A 26,145-nucleotide genomic window follows, 5' to 3' on the forward strand; every position below is an offset into this window, starting at 1 on the left:
CATGTTGGGAAAACTCTCTCTTGAGTCGATCCCCCACGATCCGATCGTCCTGACGACGTTGATCGGTGCAGTGCTGGGTGGTCTGGGCGTGATGGCCCTGATCACCAAGTTCAAGCTGTGGGGTTACCTGTGGAAGGAGTGGTTCACCTCGGTGGACCACAAGAAGATCGGCGTGATGTACCTGATCGTCGCCTTCGTCATGCTGCTGCGCGGCTTCTCCGACGCCATCATGATGCGTACCCAGCAGGCGCTGGCAGTGGGCGGTTCGGAAGGCTACCTGCCGCCGCACCACTACGATCAGATCTTCACCGCCCACGGCGTGATCATGATCTTCTTCGTGGCCATGCCGCTGATCACCGGCCTGATGAACCTGGCCGTGCCGCTGCAGATCGGCGCGCGCGACGTCGCGTTCCCGTTCGTGAACTCGCTCAGCTTCTGGCTGTTCGTGGCCGGTGCGGTGCTGATCATGCTGTCGCTGTGGATCGGTGAATTTGCCGCCACCGGCTGGCTGGCGTTCCCGCCATTGTCGGGCATCGAATACAGTCCAAGCGTCGGCATGGACTACTACATCTGGGGTCTACAGGTCGCAGGCCTGGGTACCACGCTGAGCGGTATCAACTTCTTCATTACCATCCTGAAGATGCGTACCCCCAGCATGAAGCTGATGCAGATGCCGGTGTTCACCTGGACGGCGCTGGTCACCAACGTGCTGATCGTCGCCGCCTTCCCGGTGCTGACCATCACCCTGGTGCTGCTGACTCTGGACCGTTACCTGGGTACGCACTTCTTCACCAATGATGGTGGCGGCAACGCCATGCTGTACATCAACCTGATCTGGATCTGGGGCCACCCGGAAGTCTATATCCTGGTGCTGCCGGCCTTCGGCGTGTTCTCCGAAGTGATCGCGACCTTCTCGCGCAAGGCGCTGTTCGGCTACAAGGGCATGGTCTACGCCACCGCCTGCATCGGCGTGCTGTCGTTCATCGTGTGGCTGCACCACTTCTTCACCATGGGTTCGGGTGCCAACGTCAATGCCTTCTTCGGCATCACGACGATGATCATCTCGATTCCGACCGGCGTGAAGATCTTCAACTGGCTGTTCACCATGTTCCGCGGTCGAGTGCAGTTCACCACGCCCGTGCTGTGGACCATCGGCTTCATGGTCACCTTCACCATCGGCGGCATGACCGGCGTGATGCTGGCGATCCCGGCCATCGACTTCGTGCTGCACAACAGCCTGTTCCTGATCGCCCACTTCCACAACGTCATCATCGGCGGCGTGGTGTTCGGCATGTTCGCCGGTATCACCTACTGGTGGCCGAAGATGTTCGGCTTCCGCCTGAACGAGTTCTGGGGCAAGTGCGCCTTCTGGTGCTGGTTCATCGGCTTCTATGTGACCTTCATGCCGATGTACGTGCTGGGCTTCATGGGCATGACCCGTCGCCTGCAGAGCACCGTGAACCCGGCCTACGAGCCGCTGCTGCTGGTGGCTGCCGCAGGTGCCTTCATCGTGGGTGCCGGCATCCTGTGCCAGATCATCCAGGTGGCTGTGTCGATCCGCGACCGCAAGAAGACCGCCGATTTGACCGGCGACCCGTGGGATGCCCGTACGCTGGAGTGGGAAACCTCTTCGCCGCCGGCCTTCTACAACTTCGGCAGCCTGCCGGAAGTCACCGAACTGGATGATTTCTGGGAGCGCAAGCAGCGTGGTGAAGCCTGGCCGAAGCCGGCCAAGTACACCGATATCCACATGCCGCGCAACACCGGCACGGGTGTGGTGATCGGCGCCTTCAGCCTGGTGTTTGGCTTTGCGATGATCTGGCACATCTGGTGGCTGGCCATCGTCGGCTTCGTCGGCATGATCGCCACGTTCATCTACCGCACCTTCGACCAGGACGTGGACTACTGGGTCCCGGCCGCCGAGGTGGAACGCATCGAGAACGAACACCGCAAGCACCTGGAAGCCCAGGGCCTGGTGAAGTCGGAGCTGAAGGCATGAGCACCAATACCTCGACCCTGAGCCACGGGCACGCCGCGCACGCGGCGGCCCATGGCCATGACGACCACGAGCACCACGACACCGGCGGCAACACCGTCTTCGGTTTCTGGGTGTACCTGATGAGCGACTGCCTCATCTTCGCCTCGCTGTTTGCCACCTACGTGGTGCTGGTGGGCGGAAATGACGGCGGCCCGACCCCGAAGGATCTGTTCGAGCTGCCGTTCGTGGCGTGGGAAACCGCGCTGCTGCTGACCTCGTCGCTGACCTTCGGCCTGGGCATGATTGCCATGCACCGCAAGCAGGTGGGCCAGATGTACCTGTGGCTGGCCATCACCTGGCTGCTGGGCTTCGGCTTCATGTGCATGGAAGTGTGGGAGTTCAACCACCTGATCCACCAGGGCTACGGGCCTGACCGCAGTGCCTTCCTGTCGGCGTTCTTCGCCCTGGTCGGTACCCACGGTCTGCACGTGAGCGCCGGCCTGCTGTGGCTGGCGGTGATGTTCGTGCAGCTGAAGAAGTACGGCCTGACCCCGACCAACAAGACCCGCATGGCGTGCCTGAGCCTGTTCTGGCACTTCCTGGACCTGATCTGGATCGGCGTGTTCTCCGTCGTCTACCTCAATGGAGCGCTGTAATGGCACATGACAACCATGCACACGACCACGGCACCGGCGGCGAAAGCCACGGCAGCGTGAAGTCGTACCTGATCGGCTTCGTGCTGGCGGTGGTGCTGACCGTCATCCCGTTCTGGGTGGTGATGTCGGGCGACTTCTCGCGCACCGTAAGCGGTGTGGTGATCGCGGTTTCCGCGGTGCTGCAGATGCTGGTGCACCTGGTGTTCTTCCTGCACCTGGACCGTTCTTCGGAAAGCCGCTGGAACGTCAACGCTGCTGCCTTCACCGTGGTGGTGATCGGCATCATCGTGGCCGGTACCCTGTGGGTCATGCACAACATGAACGTGCACATGATGCACTGACGTCTTCGCGACGTTGCCACACACGAAAAGGCCGCCCTTCGGGGCGGCCTTTTTCGTTGGCAGGGGGAAGGGGTCGGATCCCTTGCCAGCGGCAAGGGCTCTGACCCCATGCGCGGTTCAACCCACCTTGCGCAGGAATTCGTCGGCGGCCATCGGCCTGCCCAGGTGGTAGCCCTGCAGCTGATCGCAGCCCAGCCCGCTCAGGTAATCCTGCTGTTCCTTGGTCTCCACGCCCTCGGCCACCACTTGCAGCTGCAGCGAACGGCCCAGCGCCACGATCGACGACACGATGGCCGCGTCTTCGGCGTTCTGCTCCAGCTCGCGCACGAATGCGCGATCGATCTTCAGCTCGGTGGCCGGCATGCGCTTCAGGTACAGCAGGCTGGAATAGCCGGTGCCGAAGTCATCAATGGCGATATGCACGCCCATCGCGGTCAGGTCGTTCAGGATCACCAGGCTGGCTTCCACGTCCTTCATCGCCGTGGTTTCGGTGATCTCCAGCGTCAGCCGCTCCGGCGCGATGCCATGCCGCTGCAGCGCAGCGCGCACGCTGTCCAGCAGGGCCGGCGAGGAGAACTGCAGCGGCGACAGGTTCACCGCCATGGTCCATTCGTGCTGCCCGGCATCGTGCCAAGCGCGCAGCTGCGCGCAGGCCTGGTCCAGCACCCAATCGCCAATGGGCAGGATCAATCCGCTGCGCTCGGCAATGGGAATGAACACGTCCGGGCTGAGCATGCCCAGTTCCGGGTGCTGCCAGCGCAGCAGCGCTTCGGCGCCCACCGCCGGGGTGCCGGCGGCCACGAACTTGGGCTGGTAGTGCAGCAGCAGCTCGCCGCGCTCGGTGGCCCGGCGCAGGTCCTGCAGCAGGCGCAGCTGGCGGTTCGCGCTGACCTGCATGGACGGGGTAAAGAAGGTGTAGCCGTTCCGGCCGCCTTCCTTGGTGTGGTACATGGCCGCGTCGGCATGGGCCATCAGCTCGCGTTCGCTGGTGGCATCGTCCGGGTACAACGCAATGCCCAGGCTGGCGCTGACCTGTAGTTCGGCCGCATCGATCAGGAACGGTTCGGCCACCGCGGCAATGATGCGCTCGGCCACCACCACCGCGTCGTCGGGTTCGTCGATGGCCAGTACGATCACGAACTCATCGCCGCCCAGGCGGGCGAAGGTGTCCTGCGGGCGCAGCAGCGCGCTGACGCGCTGGCTCATCTTCACAAGCAGGCGATCACCCAGTTGGTGCCCGTAGGCATCGTTGACCGCCTTGAAGCCGTCCAGATCGCAGAACATGACTGCCAGCGCATGGCCGCGGCGGCGCGCCTTTTCGATCGACTGCTCGATGCGGTCCTGCAGCAGCATGCGGTTGGGCAGCTGGGTAAGCGGGTCATGCAGGGCGGCCTGCAGCAGCTTGTCGTTGGCCTTTTCCAGCGATTCGGCCAACAGCCCGGTGCGCACGCGCATCTGCCGGTCGAACAGCGAGGCCACCAGCGCGATGCCGATCACGCCCAGGGTGGTGACGATCACCAGCACCGCCAGCCAGTGCGATTCAATGCCGCCGTCGATCACCGCGCCGCAGATGCTGCCGGCCGGGAAGCTGGCGGCGGCCATGCCGGTGTAATGCATGCCGACAATGGCCAGGCCCATCACCGCCGACGCGGCAATGCGCAGCGGCAGGGTGCGCTGGTCTTCGCGGCGCAGGCGGAAGGCGATCCACAACGCCGCGGTGCAGGCGCCGATGGCCACGGCGATGGACAGCGCGAACCACAGCGGGTCGTAGTCGATGCCCGGCTGCATGCGCATGGCACCCATGCCCAGGTAATGCATGGTGGCCACGCCCAGGCCCATCAGCGTGCCACCGGCCAGCAGGCGCCGGCGCGGCAGTTCCGGGCGCGAGACCAGCCACAGCGCGTAGGCCGAGGCGGCAATGGACACCGCCAGCGAGTACAGGGTAATGCCCAGATCGAAGCCGATGGGGATCGGCAGTTTGAAGGCCAGCATGCCGATGAAATGCATCGACCAGATGCCCAGGCCCATGGCCGACGCGCCGCCGATCAGCCACCAGCGGGCCACCCGGCCCTGCGCGGTGGCCAGGCGGCCGGCCATGTCCAGGGCGGTGTAAGAAGCGAGAATGGCCACCAACAGCGAGAAAGCAACCAGGCTCTGGCTGTAAGTGCCAGTCATTGCGGGTCCTTCAGGAGAAAGCGGGGGAGGGCAGGCATGAAGCCGCGAACTATAGCGGCGGCAAGGGGCTGAACCTTAGCAGTTAAAAAGTGTGATGTTCATCCCGTATTTGGAGATGTGTAGGCGGCATGCCCGGGGGCGGCTGTCGCAGCACCTGCGACCGCGCTCGGCTATCCTCCTTCACCGTTCACCACGCAGGATTTCCGATGGCCAAGGCCCGCACCGCTTACGTCTGCAACGAATGCGGCGCCGATTCCAGCAAATGGCAGGGGCAGTGCCCGGAATGCGGGGCGTGGAACTCGATGTCGGAAATCGTGCTGGAAAGCGCCGCAGCGGCGAAGGCCCCGGCGGCCCGCCGTAACGGCTGGGTGGGCAAGATCGATCCGCCGAAGATCACCGCGCTGAAGGACGTGCAGCAGACCGAGCACCGCCGGGTCAGCACCGGCATCGGCGAGTTCGACCGTGTGCTGGGCGGCGGCCTGGTGGAAGGCGCCGTAGTGCTGGTCGGTGGCGACCCGGGCATCGGCAAGTCGACCCTGCTGCTGCAGGCGGTGGCCAAGATGGCCGCCGAACTGCCGGTGCTGTACGTGACCGGCGAGGAGTCGCTGGCGCAGGTGGCCGGCCGCGCGCACCGGCTGGAGCTGCCGCTGGATGGGGTGAATGCCTTGGCCGAGACCGGTGTCGAGTCGATCATGCAGCACGCCAGCAAAGCCGGCCCGCGCCTGATCGTGGCCGATTCGGTGCAGACCCTGTGGACCGAAACCCTGACCGCCGCGCCGGGGTCGGTCAGCCAGGTGCGCGAAAGCGCGGCGCGGCTGGTGCGCTTTGCCAAGGAAACCGGCACTGCCGTGTTCCTGGTCGGCCACGTGACCAAGGAAGGCGGCATTGCCGGCCCGCGCGTGCTGGAACACATGGTGGATGCGGTGCTGTACTTCGAAGGCGAAAGCGGCAGTCGCTTCCGCCTGCTGCGCGCCTTCAAGAACCGCTTCGGCGCGGTGAACGAACTGGGCGTGTTCGCCATGGGCGACAAGGGTCTGAAGGAAGTGTCCAACCCGTCGGCCATCTTCCTGTCCGGCAGCAGCGCGCACCAGCCTGGCAGCTGCGTGATGGTCACCCGCGAGGGTACCCGCCCGCTGCTGGTGGAAGTGCAGGCGCTGGTGGATGCCTCGCCGCTGTCCAACCCGCGCCGCGTGGCCGTGGGCCTGGAGCAGAACCGCCTGGCCATGCTGCTGGCGGTGCTGCACCGCCATGGTGGGGTGCTGGTGGGCGACCAGGACGTGTTCGTGAATGTCGTCGGTGGCATTCGCGTGCAGGAGACCGCCGCCGACCTGCCGGTGCTGCTGGCGGTGCTGTCGTCGCTGCAGGACCGGCCGCTGGCGGAAAAGACCATTGCCTTCGGCGAAGTGGGGCTGTCCGGTGAGATCCGCCCGGTGCCCAACGGCGAAGACCGCCTGCGCGAAGCGGCCACCCATGGTTTCAAGCGCGCCATCGTGCCCAAGGCCAACGCACCGAAGGGCGGCAGCGTGAAGGGCATGGAAGTGATCGCCGTGGAGCGGCTGTCCGAGGCGATCGACGCGGCGTGACATCCGTACTGTAGCGCCGAGCCTATGCTCGGCTGCCTTTTGTAGAGTCGAGCCATGCTCGACTGCTTTTCTGTTCCGCCAAGGGCGGTCGAGCATGGCTCGGCCCTGCAAAGAGCTGCACGCCTCCGATGCAGCAACGGTCAGCGTGCCTGTGCTAGTTTTCCCGGCTCGACGATGGCGCCCCGCGGCGCCTTGTGTGGCAAGGAGTAACCGATTACATGCAGGACCCGACGCTGACCACCCCCGCCGCTGAAATCCGCCGGGCCGGGGTCGATCTCAATGGACTGATGACGGTGCTGGGCAAGCACCTGTATTCCACCCCGATGGTGGCGCTGCGCGAACTGGTGCAGAACGCGCACGATTCCATCATCCGCCGCCGCATTGAACAGAGCGGTGGCGATCTGCCCTCGCGCATCGATGTGCAGGTCGATGCCGCCGCCGGCGTGCTGCGCATCATCGATACCGGCGCCGGCCTGACCCGCCAGGAAATCCACGATTACCTGGCCACGGTGGGCGTGGGCTACACCCGCGGCCTGCGCCAGGGCGGCGATGACCAGGACGGCCTGATCGGCATGTTCGGCCTGGGCTTCCTGTCGGCCTTCGTGCTGGCGCGGCGGGTAAGCGTGCGCACCACCTCGTACCAGACGCCGGACCTGGGCCACCTGTACGTGTCCAGCAACGCCGAGCAGTACACCGTGAGCGAAGTGCCGGCGCGTGCGGTCGGCACCGAGGTGGAGCTGGAGCTGCACCCGGATTTCCTGCCGCTGGCCAACGAGGCGCGGCTGTACGAAGTGCTGGGCCGCTACTGCGCGCTGCTGTCCGAACCGATCTTCATTGGCGCCGCTGCCGAAGCGTTGAACCCCGAGCCGCCGCCGTGGCGCGCGCAGGGCGAGGTGGCGCTGCACCCGGTGCAGGCGCGGCGCCAGGCGCTGCAGTTCGCCGCACGCTTCGAACATGACTTCGAACCCATCGTGACGGTGCCACTGCGCGCCGATGCGGAAAGTGACGCCACTGGCCTGCTGTGGGTGCAGGATGGCGCCACCTACGGCACCAGCGACAACCGCAACCTGTCGGTGTTCGTGCGCGGCATGCTGCTGGACGACGATGCGCGCGACCTGCTGCCGCCGTGGGCCGGCTTCATCGGCGGGGTGATCGAATCGTCCCGGCTGACCCCCACCGCCAGCCGCGAGGATCTGCAGCGGGACGACCATTACCGCGCCGTGCAGCACGCGCTGCTGGAAGCGCTGATTGACGGTCTGGCCGACGTGGCGCGGCAGCAGCCCGAAGCCTGGCGCCGTGTTCTGAGCCGCCACAACGAGGCCCTGCTGGGCGCGGCGCTGTGCGACGACCGCCTGTTCGACCTGCTGCTGGAACACGTGCGCGTGCCGACCTCGCAGGGCGACCTGCCGGCCAGCGCGCTGCCGGCGCGTGGCGCGGTGCACGTGATCCTGGACAATGGCGGCGGCTTCGAGGAAATGCTGTTCCGTGCCATGGGCGTGCCGGTGGCGCATGGGCACCGCTATGCGGTGGTGCCGTTCCTGCGCCGCTGGACCCAGGCCAAGGGCCTGCGCCTGGTGGAACTGGGCACCGAACAGGGCAACCGCGCGCTGTTCCGCAGCGACGACAGCCTGGACGAGGCGCAGTTGGCCTGGCTGCGCGAACACCTGGGCGATGGCGAACAGCTGCTGCCGGCGCGCTTCAGCCCCGAAGCGCTGCCGGTGGTGGTGGTGCCCGACCGCGAGGCGGAGCTGAAGCAGCGCCTGGAAGACGATGAGAACGACAAACGCGTGTCGATGGCCGCGCTGCGCCTGGCGCGCCAGTTCACCGCCCGCATCGAGGCGCGCGCGCCGTCGCGGTTGTACGTGAACCTGGACAATCCGGCGGTGCAGGCGCTGCTGCAGGCGCAGCGTGCCGGCCACGCGCAGGCCCCGGCCGCCGCACGCCTGCTGCGTTCGCTGAAGATCATCGTGTCCGCGCAGGGGCGGCCGCTGGCACGCGACACCGGCGCCGCCACGCCCGATCTGAACGCCGCCTTCGCCGATATTGCCGGTGCCCTGCAGCAGATGCTGCGCTGAGGCACCGCTCACTTTCTCATCCAGCCTTCGCTAGACAGGAGACTTGCACATCATGGAAATCTGGAACTGGGTTGAAAAACTGCAGGAAGACCTGCGCCAGGCCGGGCAGGCGCAGAACGCGCACCTGCTGACCCGCCTGGCCGACGAGGTCAGTGAGCTGCAGGTGGACCGCGTGGATGCGCTGCTGCCCGAGGCGCGTGCGCTGGGCAAGGCGCTGGACAACCCCTGGGTGGATGTCTACGTGGGCCACTGGGCGCTGCGCAACCGCGTGGGCAACCGCGTGGAAGGCGAGAGCGCGCTGGGCGAGGCGGTGGCGCTGTTTGAGCGCGCCCACCGTGCCGACACCCTGGACTGCCCGCAGTCGATCTGCGTGACCCAGGATCTGGCCGCCTGCTACGGCAACATTGACGGCCCGGGCTGGGTGCCCGAGCGCATTGAAGTGTGCGATGAGACCCTGGCCCGCATTGATCCCAGCTGGGCGTGCTTCCAGTGCCTGAGCTGCGAAAAGGCCGATGCGCTGCTGGACGATGGCCGCGGCCAGGACGCGCTGGACTACCTGCAGGCGCAGGCCGATGCGATCAAGGCGCGCGGCAAGGAAGTGTTCGACAGCTTCCCGGAAATGCAGATCAAGGTGCTGCTGGCCACCGGCCGTGCCGACGAAGCGCTGGTGCTGATCGAGCAGCGCGAGGCCGAAGTGGCCGCCGCCGGCGAGTACGAACCGGCCAACTGCACCGTGCCGCGCCGCCTGTCGCGCGCCTGGGCGCTGGCCCAGCTGGGCCGCGACGAAGAAGCGCTGCAGCAGCTGGTGCCGTGGAGCGAGCTGACCCCCAATACCTGGCGCATGTGGGCGAACACGGTGGCAATCCTGTGCCAGCGTGATCCGGCGCGCAACACCTGGGATCTGGGTACGCGCTTCAACACGATCATCGAACACTTCTCGCGGGTGGGCGCGCACCGGCTGGTGATTGAAATGGCCGCGCTGAGCCTTGAGCTGGCGCTGCAGCGTGGCGCCCGCTGGGTCGCGCAGCGGCAGCTGCGGCTGGCGCGCACGCACCTGGCACAGCTGCGCCAGGACCGCGGTGCGGCCGAGCAGGTGGCCGCGCTGGCCGCGCGCATCGATGCGCTGCCCGAGGCCGCGCCGCTGCCGGTGGCCGCCGCCGAGCTGCTGCCGTGGCTGGAAGCGCAGGGCCAGCAGAACCAGTCGCGCGACCCCGAGCGCGAGGCGCAGTGGTTGCTGCAGGGCCATGCACAATGCCCCGACGATGAAGGGCTGGCCGAAGTGGCTGCCTCGGCGCTGTACGCCTGCGGTGCGCAGGACGAAGCGCGCGCGCTGCTGTGGCAGTTCGTGCGCGCGCATGTGCAGGAAGACGGCCCGGCCGCCTATACGCTGATGCGCTGGCTGGCCGAGCAGGGTGATGACGAGGGCCTGCGCCAGCTGGCCGATGTATACCGCGGCAGCGTGCCGGTGTTCGCGCACTGGTGCGATGTGCAGCGGGCACGACGGGTGTCCGACTGGCCGGCGCTGGAACAGGCGGCCACGCAGCTGCTGGCACTGTCGCCGGGCTCCCACGGCGCGCGTGGCACGCTGGCGCGCATGTACATGGAAACCGGCCGCTTCAGCGACGCGCAGGCCTGTTACGCGCAGTTGGTGGAGCTGCAGGAGGACCCCAGCGCTGCGCACTGGGACCACATGAGCGCCGCCAGCGCCGCGCGCGACTGGGATGCCGTGCGCCGCTCGGCCGCGGCCATCGGCATGGAGCTGTCCAGCCAGGAAGGCGTGGTGGAAGAGCCCTGGGGCTGGGTGATCATCCGCAGCGAGGAGCAGGGTGAGCCGATGGAATACTACGCACGCCGTACCGGCCCAGTGACCGCGCGCATCGTGGAAAACGCACCAGCCAACCGTGCCCAGCAGGTGGGCGATTGGGTAGTGTTCGACGCCGCGCTGGTGCATCCCGCACCGGAAGATGAAGAGGCCCGCCAGCACTTCATTCCCACCTACGCGCAGGTGCATGTACTGGAGCGCGGTGGCTTCGCGCGCAGCTGGCTGATTGATGGTGCGCACCCCGGCGAAGCCGCGTGGGATGCGCTGGTGGAAGCGGCGCAGGCGCAGGGCTGGCAGATCTGGGGGCACAGCCGTGCCGACTACACCGTGACCGACCCGGACGCGGAAGAGGGCACCCTGCCGGGGCTGCTGTTCACCGTGGCCCTGCCGCAGGACCACGCGCCGCTGGCACTGCATCGTTTCCTGCAGCAGCACACCGCGCAGTGGCAGCACCCGCACTGCTGGCTGCGCCTGGCCGAAGCCTGCGACCAGGAACGCCAGCCGCACCTGGATGTGATCGAGCGGTACGGGTTGTAAGCCCCCGCAGCGCCGTGCACCGCCGGGCCATGCCCGGCGGTGCCTTCGCCGCAGGTAGATCCACGCGATGCGTGGATGCGCTGCCGGTAGGTGCCGACCGTTGGTCGGCACGCCTTTATCGGGTATGCCCGAACACCAGTTCAATGGCGAACTGGCTGCCGAAGAACGCCAGCAGCAGCAACAGCATCGCGCTCAGCGTCCAGTGCACGGCCTTCACCCCGCGCCAGCCGTAGCGGCGGCGGCCGACCAGCAGCACGCCGAACACGATCCACGACAGCACGCTGAGCACGGTCTTGTGCACCAGTTTCTGTGCCAGCAGGTCGTCCACGAACAGCACGCCGGTCACCAGGGTCAGCGTCAGCAGCGCGAAACCCACGGTGATGACCCGGAACAGCAGCGATTCCAGATCGGCCAGCGGCGGCAGGGCACGCAGCCACGGGCGGAACTCGCGGCGGCGCAGTGCGCGCTCCTGCAGCCACAGCATGATGGCCAGCAGGGCGGCGATGCTCAGCGTGGCGTAGGCCAGCAGGGCCAGCCAGGCGTGGCTGGCCAGGCGCCAGCCCAATACCTTGCTGGGGGCGTGGCCATAGCCGTGGTACACCGCCAGCAGCAGCGCGGCCAGCGGGAATACCACCACGCCCAGCGCCGACATGCGCCCGCGTGCGCCCACCAGCGAGGTCAGCCAGGCCATGCCCAGGCCGACCAGCGACAGCGCTGCGAAGAAATGCATGTCCGGCCCGCCACTGGTGCGCAGCGCCACCAGCACGTGGTAGCCGCCGTGCAGCAGCATGGCCGGCAGTGCCGGCCACAGCCAGGTGGGCGAACCCATTGCCTCGTCGCGGCCGAGCGCGCGCACCAGCAGGACGCTGGCGGCCAGGTACAGCAGGATCGCGATGAGAACGATTGTCATCGTGGAAGTTTCGCATACCCCCGGGAAGCTGGCGACGGCCGCAGCGTCGCAGGCCGGGAACCGGGACGGACCCGCTATACTGTCTGCCTTATTGTCCCCCGCTTTCAGACAGGTTGCGCCGCATGTTCGAGTCCCTGACCCAGCGCCTTTCCGGCACCATCGAGCGCCTGCGTGGCCGCGGCCGCCTGACCGAGGAGAACATCCGCGAGGCAACCCGCGAGGTGCGCATCGCGCTGCTGGAAGCCGACGTGGCGCTGCCGGTGGTGCAGGCCCTGATCGAGCGCATCAAGGTGCGCGCGGTCGGCCAGGAAGTGCTGAAGTCGCTCACCCCGGGCCAGGCCCTGATCAAGGTGGTGCGCGACGAGCTGACCGCGGTGATGGGTGCCGAAGCCAGCGACCTCAACCTCAACGTTCCCGCCCCGGCCATCATCCTGATGGCGGGCCTGCAGGGCGCCGGCAAGACCACCACCGTGGGCAAGCTGGCCAAGCACCTGAAGGAAAAGCGCAAGAAGAAGGTGATGGTGGTGTCGGCCGACGTCTACCGTCCGGCCGCGATCGAGCAGCTGAAGACCCTGGCCGAACAGGTGGGCGTGCTGTTCTTCCCGTCCAGTGCCGACCAGAAGCCGGAGGCCATCGTGCGCGCGGCCATCGACGATGCGCGCAAGTCGTTCGTGGACGTGCTGCTGGTCGATACCGCCGGCCGCCTGGCCATCGACGAAGCGATGATGGCCGAGATCAAGGCCCTGCACGCGGCGGTGAACCCGGCTGAAACCCTGTTCGTGGTCGATGCCATGACCGGCCAGGACGCGGCCAACACCGCCAAGGCCTTTGGTGATGCGCTGCCGCTGACCGGCGTGGTGCTGACCAAGACCGACGGTGACGCCCGCGGCGGTGCCGCGCTGAGCGTGCGCTACATCACCGGCAAGCCGATCAAGTTCGTCGGTGTCAGCGAAAAGCCCGAAGGCCTGGATGTGTTCCATCCCGACCGCATCGCCAGCCGCATCCTGGACATGGGCGACGTGCTGTCGCTGGTGGAGCAGGTCGAGCAGCAGGTGGACAAGGACAAGGCCGCCAAGCTGGCCGAGAAGGTTGCCAAGGGCAAGAAGTTCGACCTGAACGACATGCGCGACCAGCTGGAGCAGATGCAGAACATGGGCGGCATCGGCGGCCTGATGGACAAGCTGCCGGGCTTGGGCAACATTCCCGAGCACCTGAAGCAGCAGGTCAGCCAGGGCAAGGAAGTGCCGCGCATGATCGCCATCATCAATTCGATGACCAAGAAGGAACGGCGCAACCCGAACCTGCTGAACGGCTCGCGCCGCGCGCGCATCGCCAAGGGGTCGGGCGTGACCCCGGCCGACGTCAACAAGCTCATGAAGCAGTACATGCAGATGGAAAAGATGATGAGCAAGATGGCCGGCGGCGGCATGAAGGGCATGATGCGCAGCATGAAGGGCATGATGGGCGCCATGGGCGGCCGCGGCATGCCGTTCCGCTGATGCGTTGACGGGGCCGGCGCGCATGGCGATCCGGCCCCGGTCGCAATGACTGGCGTATGCTGGGCGGCGACTTCTCCAACAGGTATGTCGCGTGAACGCATCGCCGATTCTTGAACGCGCCGACACCTTCTGTCGGCGTTTTTCATTGCAGCTTCCGATCCTGCTGGCGCCGATGGCTGGCGCCTGCCCGGTGCCGCTGTCTGCTGCGCTGGCCAACGCCGGCAGCATGGGCGCGATGGGTGCGGTGCTGTCGCCGGCCGCCGACATCGGCCGCTGGATGGATGACTTCCGCGCTGCTTCCGCCGGCCCGGCGCAGGTGAATCTGTGGCTGCCGGACCCGGCGCCCGCCCGCGATGTGGCCGCCGAAGCCGCCAGCCGCGCCTTCCTGACCCAATGGGGCCCCGAGGTGCCGGCCAGCGCCGCCGATGCCACCCCGGCCGATTTCGATGAACAATTCGCCGCGCTGCTGGCCGCGCGCCCTGCGGTGGCCTCGACCATCATGGGCGTGCTGTCGCCGCGCCATGTGCAGCAACTGAAAGACGCCGGCATTGCCTGGATTGCCTGCGCGACCACGCTGGCCGAGGCACGCGCAGCGCAGGATGCCGGTGCCGATGCGGTGGTGGCGCAGGGCGTAGAGGCCGGTGGCCATCGCGGCGCCTTCGATCCGGCGCTTGCCGAACGGCAACTGGTCGGGCTGTTCGCCCTGCTGCCGCGCCTGGCTGACCACCTGCAGATTCCGGTGATCGCCGCCGGTGGCATTGCCGATGGGCGTGGCATTGCAGCCGCGCTCACCTTGGGCGCCAGCGCCGTGCAGATCGGTACCGCCTTCCTGCGTACGCCCGAAGCGGCGATTGCGCCGGCCTGGGCCGATGCACTGGCAGTGACCGAACCCGAAGACACCTGGCCGACCCGCGCCTTCAGTGGCCGCCTGGGTCGTGGCCTGGCCACGCCCTATGTGCGTGCCGCCGCCGCGGACGGTGCCCCGGCGCCGCGCCCGTACCCGGTGCAGCGCGGCCTGACCGCGCCGATGCGCAAGCAGGCGGCGCAGCGCAATGAACTGGCGGCGATGCAGGCCTGGGCCGGGCAGTCGGCGTGGATGGCACCGGCGCGACCGGCCGCCGAGGTGCTGGCCGACATGTGGCGCGACGCGCAGGCCCTGCTGCGGTGACCGTGACCTGCAATGGCCAGCCCGCGCATGCCGACGACCTGCTGCCGGCGCTGGTGAACTACGGCCACTTCACCTCGTTGCAGGTGCGTGGCCATGCCGTGCAGGGGCTGGATCTGCATCTGGCGCGGCTCTCGCAGGCCACCCACGAGCTGTTCGGCAGCGAGCTCGATGTCGCGCAGGTGCGGGCCTGGATGGCGCAGGCGCTGCAGCAGGCGGGACAGGGCGATGCCTCGCTGCGGGTGACGGTGTTCTCGCGCCGCTTCGATTTCCGCAACCCGCTCGCGGCGGTGCCGGTGGACGTGCTGGTGGCGGTGTCCGGACCGGTGGCGCTGACCGCGCCGAAGCGCGCGCGCAGCGTGGTCTGGCAACGCGAGCTGCCGCAGATCAAGCATGTGGGAACCTTCGGTCTGTTCGCCCAGCGCCGCGCTGCGCTCGCTGCGGGTTTTGACGATGCGCTGTTGCTGACGGCCGATGGTCAGATCAGCGAGGGCAGTACCTGGAACCTGGCCGTGCACGATGGCGAGCGCCTGATCTGGCCGCAGGCGCCGGCACTGCGCGGCACGGCGGAGGCGCTGCTGCAGCGGCACTGGCCCGGGGCGCAGGCTATCCAGCCCTTGGTGCTGGCCGATCTTGCTGCTGTGAAGGCGGCCTTTGCCTGCAATGCCAGTGGGGTATGGGCGCTGGAGGCGATCGATGGACAGGCCCTGCCGGGGTCGCAGGCGCTGGCTGAACAGGGCAGGGCGGTGCTGGCGGGCGTGCCGTGGGACGTGTTGGGGTCAGAGCCCTTTTGCGCGGCAAAAGGGATCTGACCCGTCAATTGGCCCAGGGGTTGGCCAGGCCGCCATCTGCCGCTATAATCGCCCGCTTACCTCGCCATTCCGGCGACTGGGCAATAGGAAAAACACCATGGTCAAGATTCGACTGACCCGCGGCGGCGCCAAGAAGCGTCCGTTCTACCACATCATCGTGACCGACGTGCGCAGCGCGCGCGACGGCCGCAACATCGAGCGCGTTGGTTTCTACAACCCGGTCGCCCAGGGCGGCGAGAAGCGCATCGAGCTGGACCTGGCCCGCGTTGACCATTGGGTCAAGAACGGCGCCCAGCCGACCGAAAAGGTCCGCAACCTGATCAAGGAAGCGGCCAAGACCCAGGCCGCTGCGGCCTGATCCTGACGGGCCGCGCTCTGGCGCGGCCCATCTGATTGAACGCAGATGAAAGATAACGAGCGCCGCATCCTGCTGGGCAGGATTGTCGGCGCTTTTGGTGTGCGCGGCGAAATAAAGCTCGAGTCCTGGACCGAGCCGCGTTCCGCTATTTTCCGTTACCAGCCGTGGATCCTGCGCAGCCCCAACGGGCAGGAATCGACGCTTGAAGGCGCTCGTGGCCGCGACAGCGGCAAGCATCTGGTGGCCCGGTTCCCCGGCATCGAAGATCGCGACACGGTCGAGGCCATGCACGGCACCGAGATCTACGTGGCCCGCAGCGCGCTGCCGCCGCCGAAACCCGATGAGTATTACTGGGTGGATCTGGAAGGCCTGGATGTGAAGACCGTCGAGGGCGTTGCCCTGGGCCAGGTCTCGCACCTGTTCAGCACCGGCGCCAACGATGTGGTCGTGGTCCGTGGCGATCGCGAGCGGATGATTCCGTTCGTGCTGCCGGATTTCGTCAAATCGGTCGACTTCGAGGCCAACCTGGTCGTGGTCGATTGGGACCCCGAGTTCTGAGTGTGAGCATGCGCTTCGACGTCATCACCCTGTTCCCTGACTTCCTGTCCCAGTCCGCTGGGCTGGGCGTGGTCGGCCGGGCGCAGGAGAAGGGGCTGTTCAGCCTGCACGGCTGGAACCCCCGTGATTACGCCGAAGGCAACTACCGCCGGGTGGATGATCGTCCGTTCGGTGGTGGTCCCGGCATGGTGATGCTGATCGAGCCGCTGCAGGCCTGCCTGCAGGCGATCCGCGACGCCGACCCGACCCCGGCGCGGCTGATCTACCTCAGCCCGCAGGGCGCGCCGCTGACCCAGGCCAAGGTGCGGGAACTGGCGGCGCTGCCGCGCGTGGTCCTGCTCTGTGGCCGCTATGAAGGCATCGACGAACGCTTCCTGGAAGCCAACGTTGATGAAGAGGTTTCCCTGGGCGACTACGTGCTGTCCGGCGGCGAACTGGGTGCGGCAGTCATCATCGATGCCGTGGCCCGCCTGCAGGACGGCGCTCTGAACGACGCCGAATCGGCCGCCCAGGACAGCTTCGAAGGCGACCTGGGCCTGCTCGACTGTCCGCATTACAGCCAGCCGGCCCAGCACCCGCTGGGTGACGTGCCGGACGTGCTGCGTTCGGGCAACCACGCGGCCATTGCCGCCTGGCGCCGGCAACAGTCGCTGCTGCGTACCGCCGAACGGCGCCCGGACCTGCTGGATGAACAGGCGCTGGGCAAGGCCGACCGCAAACTGCTGGAGCAGGGCCGCCAGGCCCAGAAACACAAGGCCAGCCCCTAGCGCAGGGCTGGCTTTATCGGCTATCATGGCCAATTCCCGCCAGCCCCGGCCGGCGCGCGCAGTACCCACAACAAACGTGCAGCACAGTTCCGTGACTGCATGAGCCTACGTTGTCAGAACGACACGCCCACCCGAACAAGAATCGGTGTAACCCATGAGCAAGCTGAACAAGTCCATCGTCGCGGAATTCGAATCCGCCCAGATCACCCGCGAACTGCCGAAGTTCAGCCAGGGCGACACCGTTGTCGTCAACGTGAAGGTGAAGGAAGGCAGCCGCGAGCGCGTGCAGGCCTATGAAGGCGTTGTGATCGCCACCAAGAACGCCGGCCTGAACTCCTCGTTCACCGTGCGCAAGATCTCGCACGGCTACGGCGTCGAGCGCGTCTTCCAGACCCACAGCGCCATCATCGACTCGGTCGAAGTGAAGCGTCGTGGTAAGGTCCGCGCCGGCAAGCTGTACTACCTGCGTGGCCTGGAAGGCAAGGCTGCCCGCATCAAGGAAGACCTGGCTGCCGCTGCTGCCGCCAAGGCTGCCCGTCTGGCCGAAAAGGCCTGATAGACAACTTCGGTTGTTGCCGCGACGGCCACCTTCGGGTGGCCGTTTGCGTTTGTGCTGCCGTATCGGCCACGATCAGGGCATGAATGAGATCAGCCCGCGCTACCCGACCCGCATCCAGGCCGCGCTGCGCTACCTGGACCGGCAGGGCCTGCCCCGCGCACAGGCTGCGCCCTTGCTGCATCGCACGCTGTGGCGCCTGGGCGTGCCCCTGCCGCCGCCGATCCTGGCCGGTTTCGGGGTGAATGCGCTGATGCAGGGCCTGCTGTTCGGCCTGTTCTGGACCGGCCTGATGTGGGTGCTGGTCTGGCAGGGCAGCGAACGCCCGTTGCCGTTGCTGTTGGCCGCCGGTCTGCTGGCCGGTGCCCTGTTCGGCCTGGTGATGGCCGCGCTGATGCGCTCGCTGCGCAACAGCCGCAAGCTGCCCGACTGGCGCGGTTTCCTCGCCACGCTGAGGGGCTGAGCCGATGGCGCGCTGCGCCATGACCGACCTCCGTTGGACGCGCTAGGCTGCACGTACCTGCCGCTGCCGCTGCCGCCGATGCCTGCCACGCGATCCGCCTCCGCTGCGCCGAAGCTGTTGTCCGGTGGCAACCCGCAGATCGCCAAGGGCGAGGGCGATGGGCCGGTGCAGGCCTACATCGCCGCCATGCCCGGCTGGAAACAGACTGTGGGCGCGCGCCTGGATGCCCTGGTGGAACAGGCCGTGCCCGGCGTGCACAAGGCGGTGAAGTGGAACTCGCCGTTGTATGGCGCAGCGCCTGGTGAAGGTTGGTTCCTCAGCCTCCATTGCTTCAGCCGTTACATCAAGGTCGCGTTCTTCCGCGGCGCCGCCCTGCACCCGGTGCCGCCGGAGCCCTCCAAAAGCGCCGATACGCGTTACCTGCACATCTTCGAAGATCGCCCATTGGATGAAACCCAGTTCCTCGACTGGGTGCGCCAGGCGGCCGCATTGCCCGGCGAACGCATGTAATTCCACTGCAGATGGTCCCACCCACGATGGAGTGCTCCCGTCATGCCCCGCCATTCGCCTGATCCCGCCGATGCCGGCATTGCCGCCGCCGAACTGATCGATGCGCGCATCGCCGAACTGGGCGATTGGCGCGGCGATACGCTGGCCCGCGTGCGCGCGCAGATCCACCAGGCGCTGCCCGACGTGGAAGAAACCTGGAAATGGCGCGGCACGCCGGTGTGGGAACACAACGGCATCCTGTGCACGGGCGAAACCTACAAGCAGGCAGTGAAACTGACCTTCGCCCACGGCGCCGCGCTGCCAGACCCGACGGGCCTGTTCAATGCCAGCCTGGAAGGCAAGACCCGGCGCGCGATCGACATCCACGAAGGAGAGATGCCTGACGCCACGGCGTTCAAGGCCCTGATTCGTGCTGCGGCCACGCACAACGCTGCGAAGTAGAACGGTAGCGCCGGGCCGTGCCCGGCGAGCGCAGCGGAGGTCAGACATCGGCCGGGCGTGGCCCGGCGCTGCCGGCGGGGTTACCGGGTCACGGCATCCGGGTCGGCTACCGGCGAGGGCGGGCAGGCTGGCACTTCCGACGGCGTGGCCAGCACTTCGGCCGGCGCTGGCGGGGTGATCATCCGCGCCTTGCGCCAGCCACCCCAGCGGTAATACGCCAGCGACAACAGCATGGACACCAGCGAACCGGCGGGGAAACTCCACCAGATCGCATCGGCGCCCCAGTAGGGCTGCAGGAATTCCGCAAACGGTACGCGCACGCCCCACAGCGAGGCGGCCAGGATCAGCAGCGGCGGAATGACCGCACCGGTGGAGCGCACCACGCCGGAGATCACGAAGCTGACACCGAAGAACAGGAAGGAGCCGATCACTACGTGGTTCAAATGGCGGGCGATCTGCAGCGATTCGCTGCCCTGCGGCAGGAACAGCGCCAGCGAATACTGGTCCAGCGCCACCAGCGGCAGGATCAGCGCACCGGTCAGCAGGAAGTTGAACAGCACGCCCTGCCGCGCCGTGCCGCGCACGCGGTCCCAGCGCTGCGCGCCCACGTTCTGCGCGGCCATCGACGAACACGCCGCACCGATGGCCATGGCCGGCATCTGCACGTAGTTCCACAGCTGCAGCGATGCGCCATAGGCGGCCGCGGTGTCGGTGCCGTACTGGTTCACCATGGTCATCAGCATGATGACCGACAGCGAGATCAGCACCATCTGCAGGCCCATCGGCACGCCCTTGACCACCAGCGCGCGCAGGATGGTGAAGTCGAGCTTGAACAGGTGCATGTCGGCGCGCCCCAGCCACAGCGTGTGGCGCTTGTGCCGCATGTACAGCAACAGGCCGGCCAGCGACAGCGTCTGCGACACCAGCGTGGCCCAGGCCGAGCCGGCAATGCCCAGTTCCGGGAGCGGGCCCAGGCCGAAGATCAGCACCGGGTTCAGTGCGATATCCAGCACCACCGATACCAGCAGGAAGCGGAACGGCGTGCGCGAATCGCCAGCACCCCGCAGCGCGGCGCTGAGGAAGGCGAACGCGTACAGCGTGGGCATGGCCAGGAAGATCACACGCAGGTAGGCCTCGGCCAGCGGCAGCGAGGCGGCCGGCGTGCCCATCGCTTCCAGCAGTGGGTGGGCCAGGAACCAGCCGGCGATGGCAATGACCACCGACAGGCCGATGAAGAATGTGGCACTGGTGCCGACCACGCGCCGCGCCTGGCCGATGTCGCGCGCGCCGATGGCCTGGCCGATCAGGATGGTGGCGGCCATGCCGAAGCCGAACACTGAACCGATCAGGAAGAACATGATGTTGTTGGCGTTGGCGGTGGCCGTCAGCGCGGCCTCGCCCAAGAAGCGCCCGACCCACACCGCATTCACCGAACCGTTCAGCGACTGGGCGATGTTGCCCGCCAGGATCGGCAGCGCGAACAGCAACAGGTTGCGGCCGATCGGGCCGGAAGTCAGGTCAAGAGGCGCTTTGGCCATGGGCTGGAGATCGAATGCCGGGAGGCGCACACTAGCACCAAGCCGGTTTGCGGGGTGTGGCAATGCATCAGCAACAGCAGGGGGTGTGCGGGATCGCGCTGGCCTTGATCGTGGCCGTGCTGCCCGCATGTTCCATGGACGACCGCCTGGGCGACACCCAGATACGGCCGACCGACCGACCCGAATGCCTGGTGGGCAGCCAACGCCAGGACCTGGCCTCTGGTGTGAAGCCGTTGATCGGCGGCACCGGCTGCCGGGTCGACCCGGACAACCCGCGTCCCTTGAATCGACCCCCGGAGTAGTTTCCGCCGATGCATGCGCTTTCCCCGCTGCCGCCCAGTGTCCGCCTGGATATCTGGCTGTGGGCGGCCCGTTTCTTCAAGACCCGCAGCCTGGCCAAGCAGGCCATTGAAACCGGCAAGGTGAGCGTGGCCGGGCAGCGCCCGAAATCCTCACGCGCGGTGCGTGTGGGCGAACACCTGCAGGTGGACCGTGGCGAGGAGCATTTCGAGCTGCAGGTGCTGGGCATCAGCGACCAGCGTGGACCGGCGCCGGTGGCGCAGCAACTGTATGCCGAAAGCGAAGCCTCCAAGGCGCGCCGTGCCGAACAACGTGCGCTGCGCATCGCCGCCCGTGATGGTTTCCAGCCGCCGGAGCACAAGCCGGACAAGCGCGCACGAAGGTTGATCCGCGCGTTGGGTGATCTGGACGCGCTTTGACGGTAGTCGCCCACCTTGGTGGGGCGTTTTGCCGCGTGCGAACCAAGGTTGGCATCTACCGGTTCAGGGCCGCGCCACGTGCGCGGCCCCGCCGGCACTCAGCCAGCATTCGGTTTTCACCGCGCACGTTGGATCTTCCTCTTCATGGAAGATCCTCATGTTCCTGCGCCGCACGCTGCTGTGCCTGACCCTCGCCACCGCCGCCCCGGCGTTCGCCGCCGACATCACCTTCTGGGACACGCCACAACGCGGTGGCAACAGCTTCAACGAAAATCCGCCCGACCGCGCCTACTTCCAGGCGCTGCGTGGCACCGGCGCGACCTGGGTGCGGCTGAGCCCGGACAAGTGGAAAAGTGCCGGCGGCCGCGACTTCCTGATGGGCGATGCCGACCACTACCAGGGGCTGGTGCCCGCCGACGTGGTGACCCTGCGGCGTGCGCTGGATGACGCGGATGCCTCGGGCCTGAAGGTAGTCCTGGTACCGCTGTCGCTGCCCCTGCTGCGCTGGAAACAGAAGAACGATGGCAAGGTCGATCAGCGCCTGTGGCAGTCGATGGACAACCACCTGCCGGCGCAGCGTTTCTGGCGAGACCTGGCCACGGCGTTGAAGGGACACCCGGCGCTGGCCGCCTACAACCTGATCAACGAACCGGCACCCGAGTACGGCACTGCGCTGGCCGAACATGCATCACGCGCGGCGATGCAGCAGTGGTACGCCAGCGTAGAAGACGGTCCACGTGATCTGCGCGTGCTGTACCGCGGGCTGATCGCCAGCGTGCGTGCGGTGGATGTGAACATGCCGCTGATGCTGGATGCCGGCTGGTACGCGGCGGCCGATGCCTTCGATTACTGGCCGGCCCCGCTGGACGATACGAAGCTGTTGTACAGCGTGCACATGTACGAGCCGTACGCGGCGACCAGTGCGCCGAACCAGAAGCGCGCCACGCCGTACCGCTACCCGGCCACGGTGCCGTTCGGGCCGGCCAGGCAGCGCTGGGATGCATCGCGCGTGCGCAGCTACCTGCAGCAGCCGATGGACTGGGCCAGGACCCATGGCATCGGTGCCAACCGGATGGTGGTCGGTGAGTTCGGCTGCATGCGGCGCTGGCCGGATTGCGCAGCCTACCTGCGCGATGTGCTGGCGGTGGCCGAGCAGCAGCAGGTGCACTGGGCGTTCTATGCCTTCCGTGAGGATGGTTGGGATGGGATGGACTACGAGCTGGGCGACAAGGCGCTGCCGTGGTCGTATTGGCAGGCGGTGGAGAAGGGCGAAACGGTGCAGCCACCGCGTTCGCCGAGGACGCCGTTGTTTGCGCCGATCCTGCAGCGGTTGCAGGACGGGGCGCCGTAGGCGCCCTGGTAGTCGCCCACCTTGGTGTGCGATTTTGCTGCATGCCAACCAAGGTTGGCATCTACCGTCGTATTGCCCTGGTAGTCGCCCACCTTGGTGGGCGGTTTTGCTGCATGCCAACCAAGGTTGGCATCTACCGTCGTATTGCCCTGGTAGTCGCCCACCTTGGTGGGCGGTTTTGCTGCATGCCAACCAAGGTTGGCATCTACCGTCGGATTGCCTTGGTAGTCGCCCACCTTGGTGGGCGGTTTTGCCATGTGCCAACCAAGGTTGGCACCTACCAGATCCGGTCAGCCGTGCAGGTCGTAGCGGTCCAGTTCCATCACCCGGGTCCAGGCGGCGATGAAATCCTGCACGAACTTCTTCTCGCCATCGGCACTGGCATATACCTCGGCCAGGGCGCGCAGCACGGCATTGGACCCGAACACCAGGTCGGCGCGGGTGCCGGTCCAGCGGGCGGCGCCGTCGTTGCGGCCACGGCCTTCGTAGCTCTCGCGGCCCGTAGCCTTCCACTGCGTACCCATGTCCAGCAGGTTCACGAAGAAGTCGTTGCTGAGCGTGCCCGGGCGCGCGGTGAGCACGCCGTGCTTGCCGCCGTCGGCATTGGCGCCGAGTACGCGCAGGCCACCGACCAGGGCGGTCATCTCCGGTGCGGTCAGGGTCAGCAGCTGCGCCTTGTCGATCAGCAGCGCCTCGCCCGGCACGCTGTAGGCGCCCTTGAAGTAATTGCGGAAACCATCCGCCGCCGGTTCCAGCACCGCAAACGATTCGACGTCGGTCTGTTCCTGGCTGGCATCGGTGCGGCCCGGGGTGAATGGCACGCTCACCTCATGGCCACCGGCCTTGGCCGCCTGTTCCACGCCCACGCCACCGGCCAGCACGATCAGATCGGCCAGCGACACCTGCTTGCTGCTGCCGGCATTGAACGCGGCCTGCACCTTTTCCAGCGCGGCCAGCACCTTGGCCAGCTGCTGCGGCTGGTTCACCGCCCAGTCCTTCTGCGGGGCCAGGCGCACGCGTGCACCGTTGGCACCACCGCGCTTGTCCGAGCCGCGGAAGGTGGAGGCCGACGCCCAGGCGGTGGACACCAGCTCGGCCACGCTCAGGCCGCTGGCGGCGATCTGCTGCTTCAGCGCGGCGATGTCCTTGGCGTCGATCAGCGGGTGCTGCGCTTCCGGCAGCGGGTCCTGCCAGATGAACTGTTCGGCCGGAATTTCCGGGCCGAGGTAACGCGCGCGCGGGCCCATGTCACGGTGGGTCAGCTTGAACCAGGCGCGGGCGAAGGCATCGGCGAAGGCCTGCGGGTTTTCCAGGAAACGGCGCGAGACCTTTTCGTAGGCCGGGTCCATGCGCAGCGACAGGTCGGTGGTCAGCATGGTCGGGCGATGCTTCTTCGACGGATCGTGCGCATCGGGAATGACCGCGTCGGCATTCTTGGCCACCCACTGGTGGGCACCGGCCGGGCTCTTGGTCAGTTCCCATTCGTTGCCGAACAGGATCTCAAAGAAGTCGTGGCTCCACTGCGCCGGGGTGCGCGTCCAGGTCACTTCCAGGCCGCTGGTGATGGTGTCGCCGCCCTTGCCGCTGCCGAAGCTGCTGGCCCAGCCCAGGCCCTGGTTTTCCAGACCGGCGGCTTCGGGTTCCTTGCCGACGTTGTCGGCCGGGCCGGCGCCGTGGGTCTTGCCGAAGCTGTGGCCACCGGCGATCAGGGCGACGGTTTCCTCGTCGTCCATCGCCATGCGGGCGAAGGTATCGCGGATGTCATGCGCGGCCAGCACCGGGTCGGGGTTGCCGTCCGGGCCCTCCGGATTCACGTAGATCAGGCCCATCTGCACCGCCGCCAGCGGGTTTTCCAGCTTGCGCGAATGCACATCGCCGTCGGCATCGTCATCGGACACCAGCACGCCGTGGTCTTCCTGCACGCCTTCGGAGCCGTGCTTGTAGCGCACGTCGCCGCCCAGCCAGGTGGTCTCGCGGCCCCAGTACACGTCCTGGTCCGGTTCCCAGGTATCGGGGCGGCCGCCGGCGAAGCCCAGCGTCTTGAAGCCCATCGATTCCAGCGCGACGTTGCCGGTGAGGATGAGCAGGTCGGCCCAGGAAATGGCCTGGCCGTACTTCTGCTTGATCGGCCACAGCAGGCGCCGTGCCTTGTCCAGGCTGACGTTGTCCGGCCAGCTGTTGAGCGGAGCGAAGCGCTGCTGGCCGCGACCACCGCCACCGCGGCCATCGCCGATGCGGTAGGTGCCGGCGCTGTGCCAGGCCATGCGGATGAACAGGCCGCCGTAGTGGCCGAAGTCGGCCGGCCACCAGTCCTGCGAATCGGTCATCAGTGCCTTCAGGTCGGCCTTCAGCGCGGCGTAGTCCAGGCCCTTGAAGGCCGTGGCGTAATCGAAGCCCGCATCGAGCGGATTGGAGCGGCTGGAGTGCTGGTTGAGCAGGTCTACCCGCAACTGGTTCGGCCACCAGTCGCGATTGGTTGTGGCGTCACCGACCACGGCATGGTTGAAAGGGCACTTGGCTTCGCTTTTCATGGGTATCTACCTGTGGGCTGGCGAAATGGGAATCGGGTTCAAGCCCACGATAGGCAGGGCCTGATGATCGGTAAATTCGATTGATTCAACCAATGCGATAGTGGTGGCCTATGGTGCCGTCTGGCTAGGACGGTCGTGGCCGATCAGCGCTTCAACAGGCCTGCGCCCAGCTTCATCAGGTCGCTGGCGCCGAACTGGCCATCGCCGTCCTGGTCCAGGGCGCCGCCCAGCAAGCTGCCCAGACCGCCGCCGCTCTGCGTTTCCTGCCCCAGCGCACTGCTGAGTTCGCTGGCATTGCCCTGCTGGGCAAATCGCTGCGCCAAAAACGACATGACGATGGGGGCGAGGATCGCCAGCAGCTTGCCGGAGGTGCCGCTGTCCAGCCCGGTCCTCTGGCCAAGGGCCGCGGCCGCCTGTGGCTGCTGGCCGCCGAACACGTGGCCGAGGATGCCGGCGCCGTCGGCGGCACCGCTGCCGCCGCCGCCCATCACCGCGCCAAGGATGCCGCCCAGGTCGAAGCCGCCGCCGCCACTGTGGTCGCGCTGCAGGGCATTGAGCAGGGACTGCGCGCCTTGCGGCTCACTGGCGTTCTGGCCCATGGCGCCCAGCAGCAGGGGCAGGGCGCTGCCCACGGCCTGGCGGGTCTGCGCGCTGTCCAGGCCAAGCTGCTGCGATACCTGCTGCAGGCCCTGGCCCTGCTGCAGTTGCTGGAACAGGGATGCGGCGAGGGATTGGGTATTCATGGCGGTCTCCGTTCAGTGAAGGAAGGACCGCCCGAGCATAACGCCGGGTACACGACG

24 protein-coding genes are annotated in these 26,145 nt (G+C 67.2%); 19 read left to right on the forward strand and 5 right to left on the reverse strand.

The features are described from left to right. Position 1 precedes the first annotated feature (1 nt). From cyoB to cyoD, 3 genes are read left to right on the forward strand one after another with little or no spacing between them, the layout of a single operon-like run. Positions 2-1,999, forward strand: coding sequence for a cytochrome o ubiquinol oxidase subunit I (cyoB, locus tag C1922_RS06190; protein ID WP_108748964.1), 1,998 nt, complete (start codon positions 2-4; stop codon positions 1,997-1,999). Next, on the forward strand, positions 1,996-2,634 hold the full coding sequence (gene cyoC / locus C1922_RS06195; RefSeq protein ID WP_108748965.1) for a cytochrome o ubiquinol oxidase subunit III: 639 nt from the start codon (positions 1,996-1,998) through the stop codon (positions 2,632-2,634). The genes cyoB and cyoC overlap by 4 nt, the downstream gene beginning before the upstream one ends. Next, entirely contained in the window at positions 2,634-2,975 is a 342-nt protein-coding gene (gene cyoD / locus C1922_RS06200; RefSeq protein WP_108748966.1) for a cytochrome o ubiquinol oxidase subunit IV, read from the forward strand. The genes cyoC and cyoD overlap by 1 nt, the downstream gene beginning before the upstream one ends. Before the next feature lie 117 nt (positions 2,976-3,092). Here the strand turns inward: cyoD and C1922_RS06205 are convergent, their stop codons facing one another. Beyond that, positions 3,093-5,150, reverse strand: coding sequence for an EAL domain-containing protein (locus C1922_RS06205; RefSeq protein WP_108748967.1), 2,058 nt, complete (start codon positions 5,148-5,150; stop codon positions 3,093-3,095). Positions 5,151-5,356: 206 nt separating this feature from the next. Between C1922_RS06205 and radA the strand changes: the two genes are divergently transcribed. The 3 genes from radA to C1922_RS06220 all read left to right on the forward strand — a co-directional run bounded on the left by radA (position 5,357) and on the right by C1922_RS06220 (position 11,167). Beyond that, the gene (radA, locus tag C1922_RS06210) at positions 5,357-6,733 is read left to right on the forward strand and encodes a DNA repair protein RadA (RefSeq protein WP_108748968.1); all 1,377 of its coding nucleotides are present in this window, start codon (positions 5,357-5,359) and stop codon (positions 6,731-6,733) included. A 218-nt stretch (positions 6,734-6,951) separates the two neighbouring features. Continuing rightward, on the forward strand, positions 6,952-8,808 hold the full coding sequence (locus tag C1922_RS06215) for an ATP-binding protein (RefSeq protein ID WP_108748969.1): 1,857 nt from the start codon (positions 6,952-6,954) through the stop codon (positions 8,806-8,808). A gap of 52 nt (positions 8,809-8,860) precedes the next feature. Then, positions 8,861-11,167, forward strand: coding sequence for a tetratricopeptide repeat protein (locus tag C1922_RS06220; protein WP_108748970.1), 2,307 nt, complete (start codon positions 8,861-8,863; stop codon positions 11,165-11,167). 115 nt (positions 11,168-11,282) lie between these two features. Here the strand turns inward: C1922_RS06220 and ccsA are convergent, their stop codons facing one another. Further along, entirely contained in the window at positions 11,283-12,077 is a 795-nt protein-coding gene (gene ccsA, locus C1922_RS06225) for a cytochrome c biogenesis protein CcsA (RefSeq protein ID WP_108748971.1), read from the reverse strand. Between the two features lie 122 nt (positions 12,078-12,199). On the opposite strand from ccsA, the gene ffh reads away from it, so the two are divergent. From ffh to C1922_RS06275, 10 genes are all read left to right on the forward strand, one after another. Continuing rightward, positions 12,200-13,576 (forward strand): signal recognition particle protein, encoded by a 1,377-nt coding sequence (ffh, locus tag C1922_RS06230; RefSeq protein ID WP_108748972.1) that lies wholly within the window; start codon positions 12,200-12,202, stop codon positions 13,574-13,576. Positions 13,577-13,667: 91 nt separating this feature from the next. Next, entirely contained in the window at positions 13,668-14,744 is a 1,077-nt protein-coding gene (locus C1922_RS06235) for a nitronate monooxygenase (RefSeq protein ID WP_108748973.1), read from the forward strand. Beyond that, positions 14,741-15,553 carry an aminotransferase class IV family protein gene (locus C1922_RS06240; RefSeq protein ID WP_108748974.1) on the forward strand — a complete coding sequence of 271 codons (813 nt, stop codon included), beginning with the start codon at positions 14,741-14,743 and terminating at the stop codon, positions 15,551-15,553. Before C1922_RS06235 ends, C1922_RS06240 begins: the two co-directional genes overlap by 4 nt. Before the next feature lie 97 nt (positions 15,554-15,650). After that, positions 15,651-15,911, forward strand: a complete 261-nt coding sequence (gene rpsP, locus C1922_RS06245; protein WP_108748975.1) for a 30S ribosomal protein S16 — start codon at positions 15,651-15,653, stop codon at positions 15,909-15,911. Positions 15,912-15,956: 45 nt separating this feature from the next. Continuing rightward, entirely contained in the window at positions 15,957-16,469 is a 513-nt protein-coding gene (gene rimM, locus C1922_RS06250; RefSeq protein ID WP_108748976.1) for a ribosome maturation factor RimM, read from the forward strand. An 8-nt stretch (positions 16,470-16,477) separates the two neighbouring features. After that, positions 16,478-17,236 carry a tRNA (guanosine(37)-N1)-methyltransferase TrmD gene (trmD, locus tag C1922_RS06255; RefSeq protein ID WP_108751498.1) on the forward strand — a complete coding sequence of 253 codons (759 nt, stop codon included), beginning with the start codon at positions 16,478-16,480 and terminating at the stop codon, positions 17,234-17,236. 154 nt (positions 17,237-17,390) lie between these two features. After that, complete coding sequence (gene rplS, locus C1922_RS06260; protein WP_005408597.1) at positions 17,391-17,792, forward strand: 50S ribosomal protein L19; 402 nt, start codon at positions 17,391-17,393, stop codon at positions 17,790-17,792. An 82-nt stretch (positions 17,793-17,874) separates the two neighbouring features. Beyond that, a complete protein-coding gene (locus C1922_RS06265; RefSeq protein WP_108748977.1) occupies positions 17,875-18,255 on the forward strand; it encodes a DUF6404 family protein in 381 nt (126 codons plus the stop codon). Positions 18,256-18,333: 78 nt separating this feature from the next. Then, positions 18,334-18,765: a DUF1801 domain-containing protein gene (locus C1922_RS06270; protein WP_108751499.1), complete on the forward strand. Its 432-nt coding sequence runs from the start codon at positions 18,334-18,336 to the stop codon at positions 18,763-18,765. Positions 18,766-18,807: 42 nt separating this feature from the next. Then, a complete protein-coding gene (locus C1922_RS06275) occupies positions 18,808-19,206 on the forward strand; it encodes a DUF1801 domain-containing protein (protein WP_108748978.1) in 399 nt (132 codons plus the stop codon). An 80-nt stretch (positions 19,207-19,286) separates the two neighbouring features. Here the strand turns inward: C1922_RS06275 and C1922_RS06280 are convergent, their stop codons facing one another. Beyond that, entirely contained in the window at positions 19,287-20,744 is a 1,458-nt protein-coding gene (locus C1922_RS06280; protein ID WP_108748979.1) for an MATE family efflux transporter, read from the reverse strand. 62 nt (positions 20,745-20,806) lie between these two features. On the opposite strand from C1922_RS06280, the gene C1922_RS06285 reads away from it, so the two are divergent. The 3 genes from C1922_RS06285 to C1922_RS06295 all read left to right on the forward strand — a co-directional run bounded on the left by C1922_RS06285 (position 20,807) and on the right by C1922_RS06295 (position 22,814). Next, positions 20,807-21,046 carry a hypothetical protein gene (locus C1922_RS06285; RefSeq protein WP_108748980.1) on the forward strand — a complete coding sequence of 80 codons (240 nt, stop codon included), beginning with the start codon at positions 20,807-20,809 and terminating at the stop codon, positions 21,044-21,046. A 9-nt stretch (positions 21,047-21,055) separates the two neighbouring features. Then, complete coding sequence (locus C1922_RS06290) at positions 21,056-21,463, forward strand: RNA-binding S4 domain-containing protein (RefSeq protein ID WP_108748981.1); 408 nt, start codon at positions 21,056-21,058, stop codon at positions 21,461-21,463. Between the two features lie 157 nt (positions 21,464-21,620). Next, positions 21,621-22,814: a cellulase family glycosylhydrolase gene (locus C1922_RS06295; RefSeq protein ID WP_234413470.1), complete on the forward strand. Its 1,194-nt coding sequence runs from the start codon at positions 21,621-21,623 to the stop codon at positions 22,812-22,814. Between the two features lie 290 nt (positions 22,815-23,104). Here the strand turns inward: C1922_RS06295 and katG are convergent, their stop codons facing one another. Further along, positions 23,105-25,345, reverse strand: a complete 2,241-nt coding sequence (katG, locus tag C1922_RS06300) for a catalase/peroxidase HPI (RefSeq protein ID WP_108748982.1) — start codon at positions 25,343-25,345, stop codon at positions 23,105-23,107. Between the two features lie 143 nt (positions 25,346-25,488). Beyond that, a complete protein-coding gene (locus tag C1922_RS06305; RefSeq protein ID WP_108748983.1) occupies positions 25,489-26,088 on the reverse strand; it encodes a DUF937 domain-containing protein in 600 nt (199 codons plus the stop codon). Positions 26,089-26,145: the final 57 nt, after the last annotated feature.

This window comes from Stenotrophomonas sp. ZAC14D2_NAIMI4_7, from assembly GCF_003086675.1.
Classification (GTDB): Bacteria; Pseudomonadota; Gammaproteobacteria; order Xanthomonadales; family Xanthomonadaceae; genus Stenotrophomonas.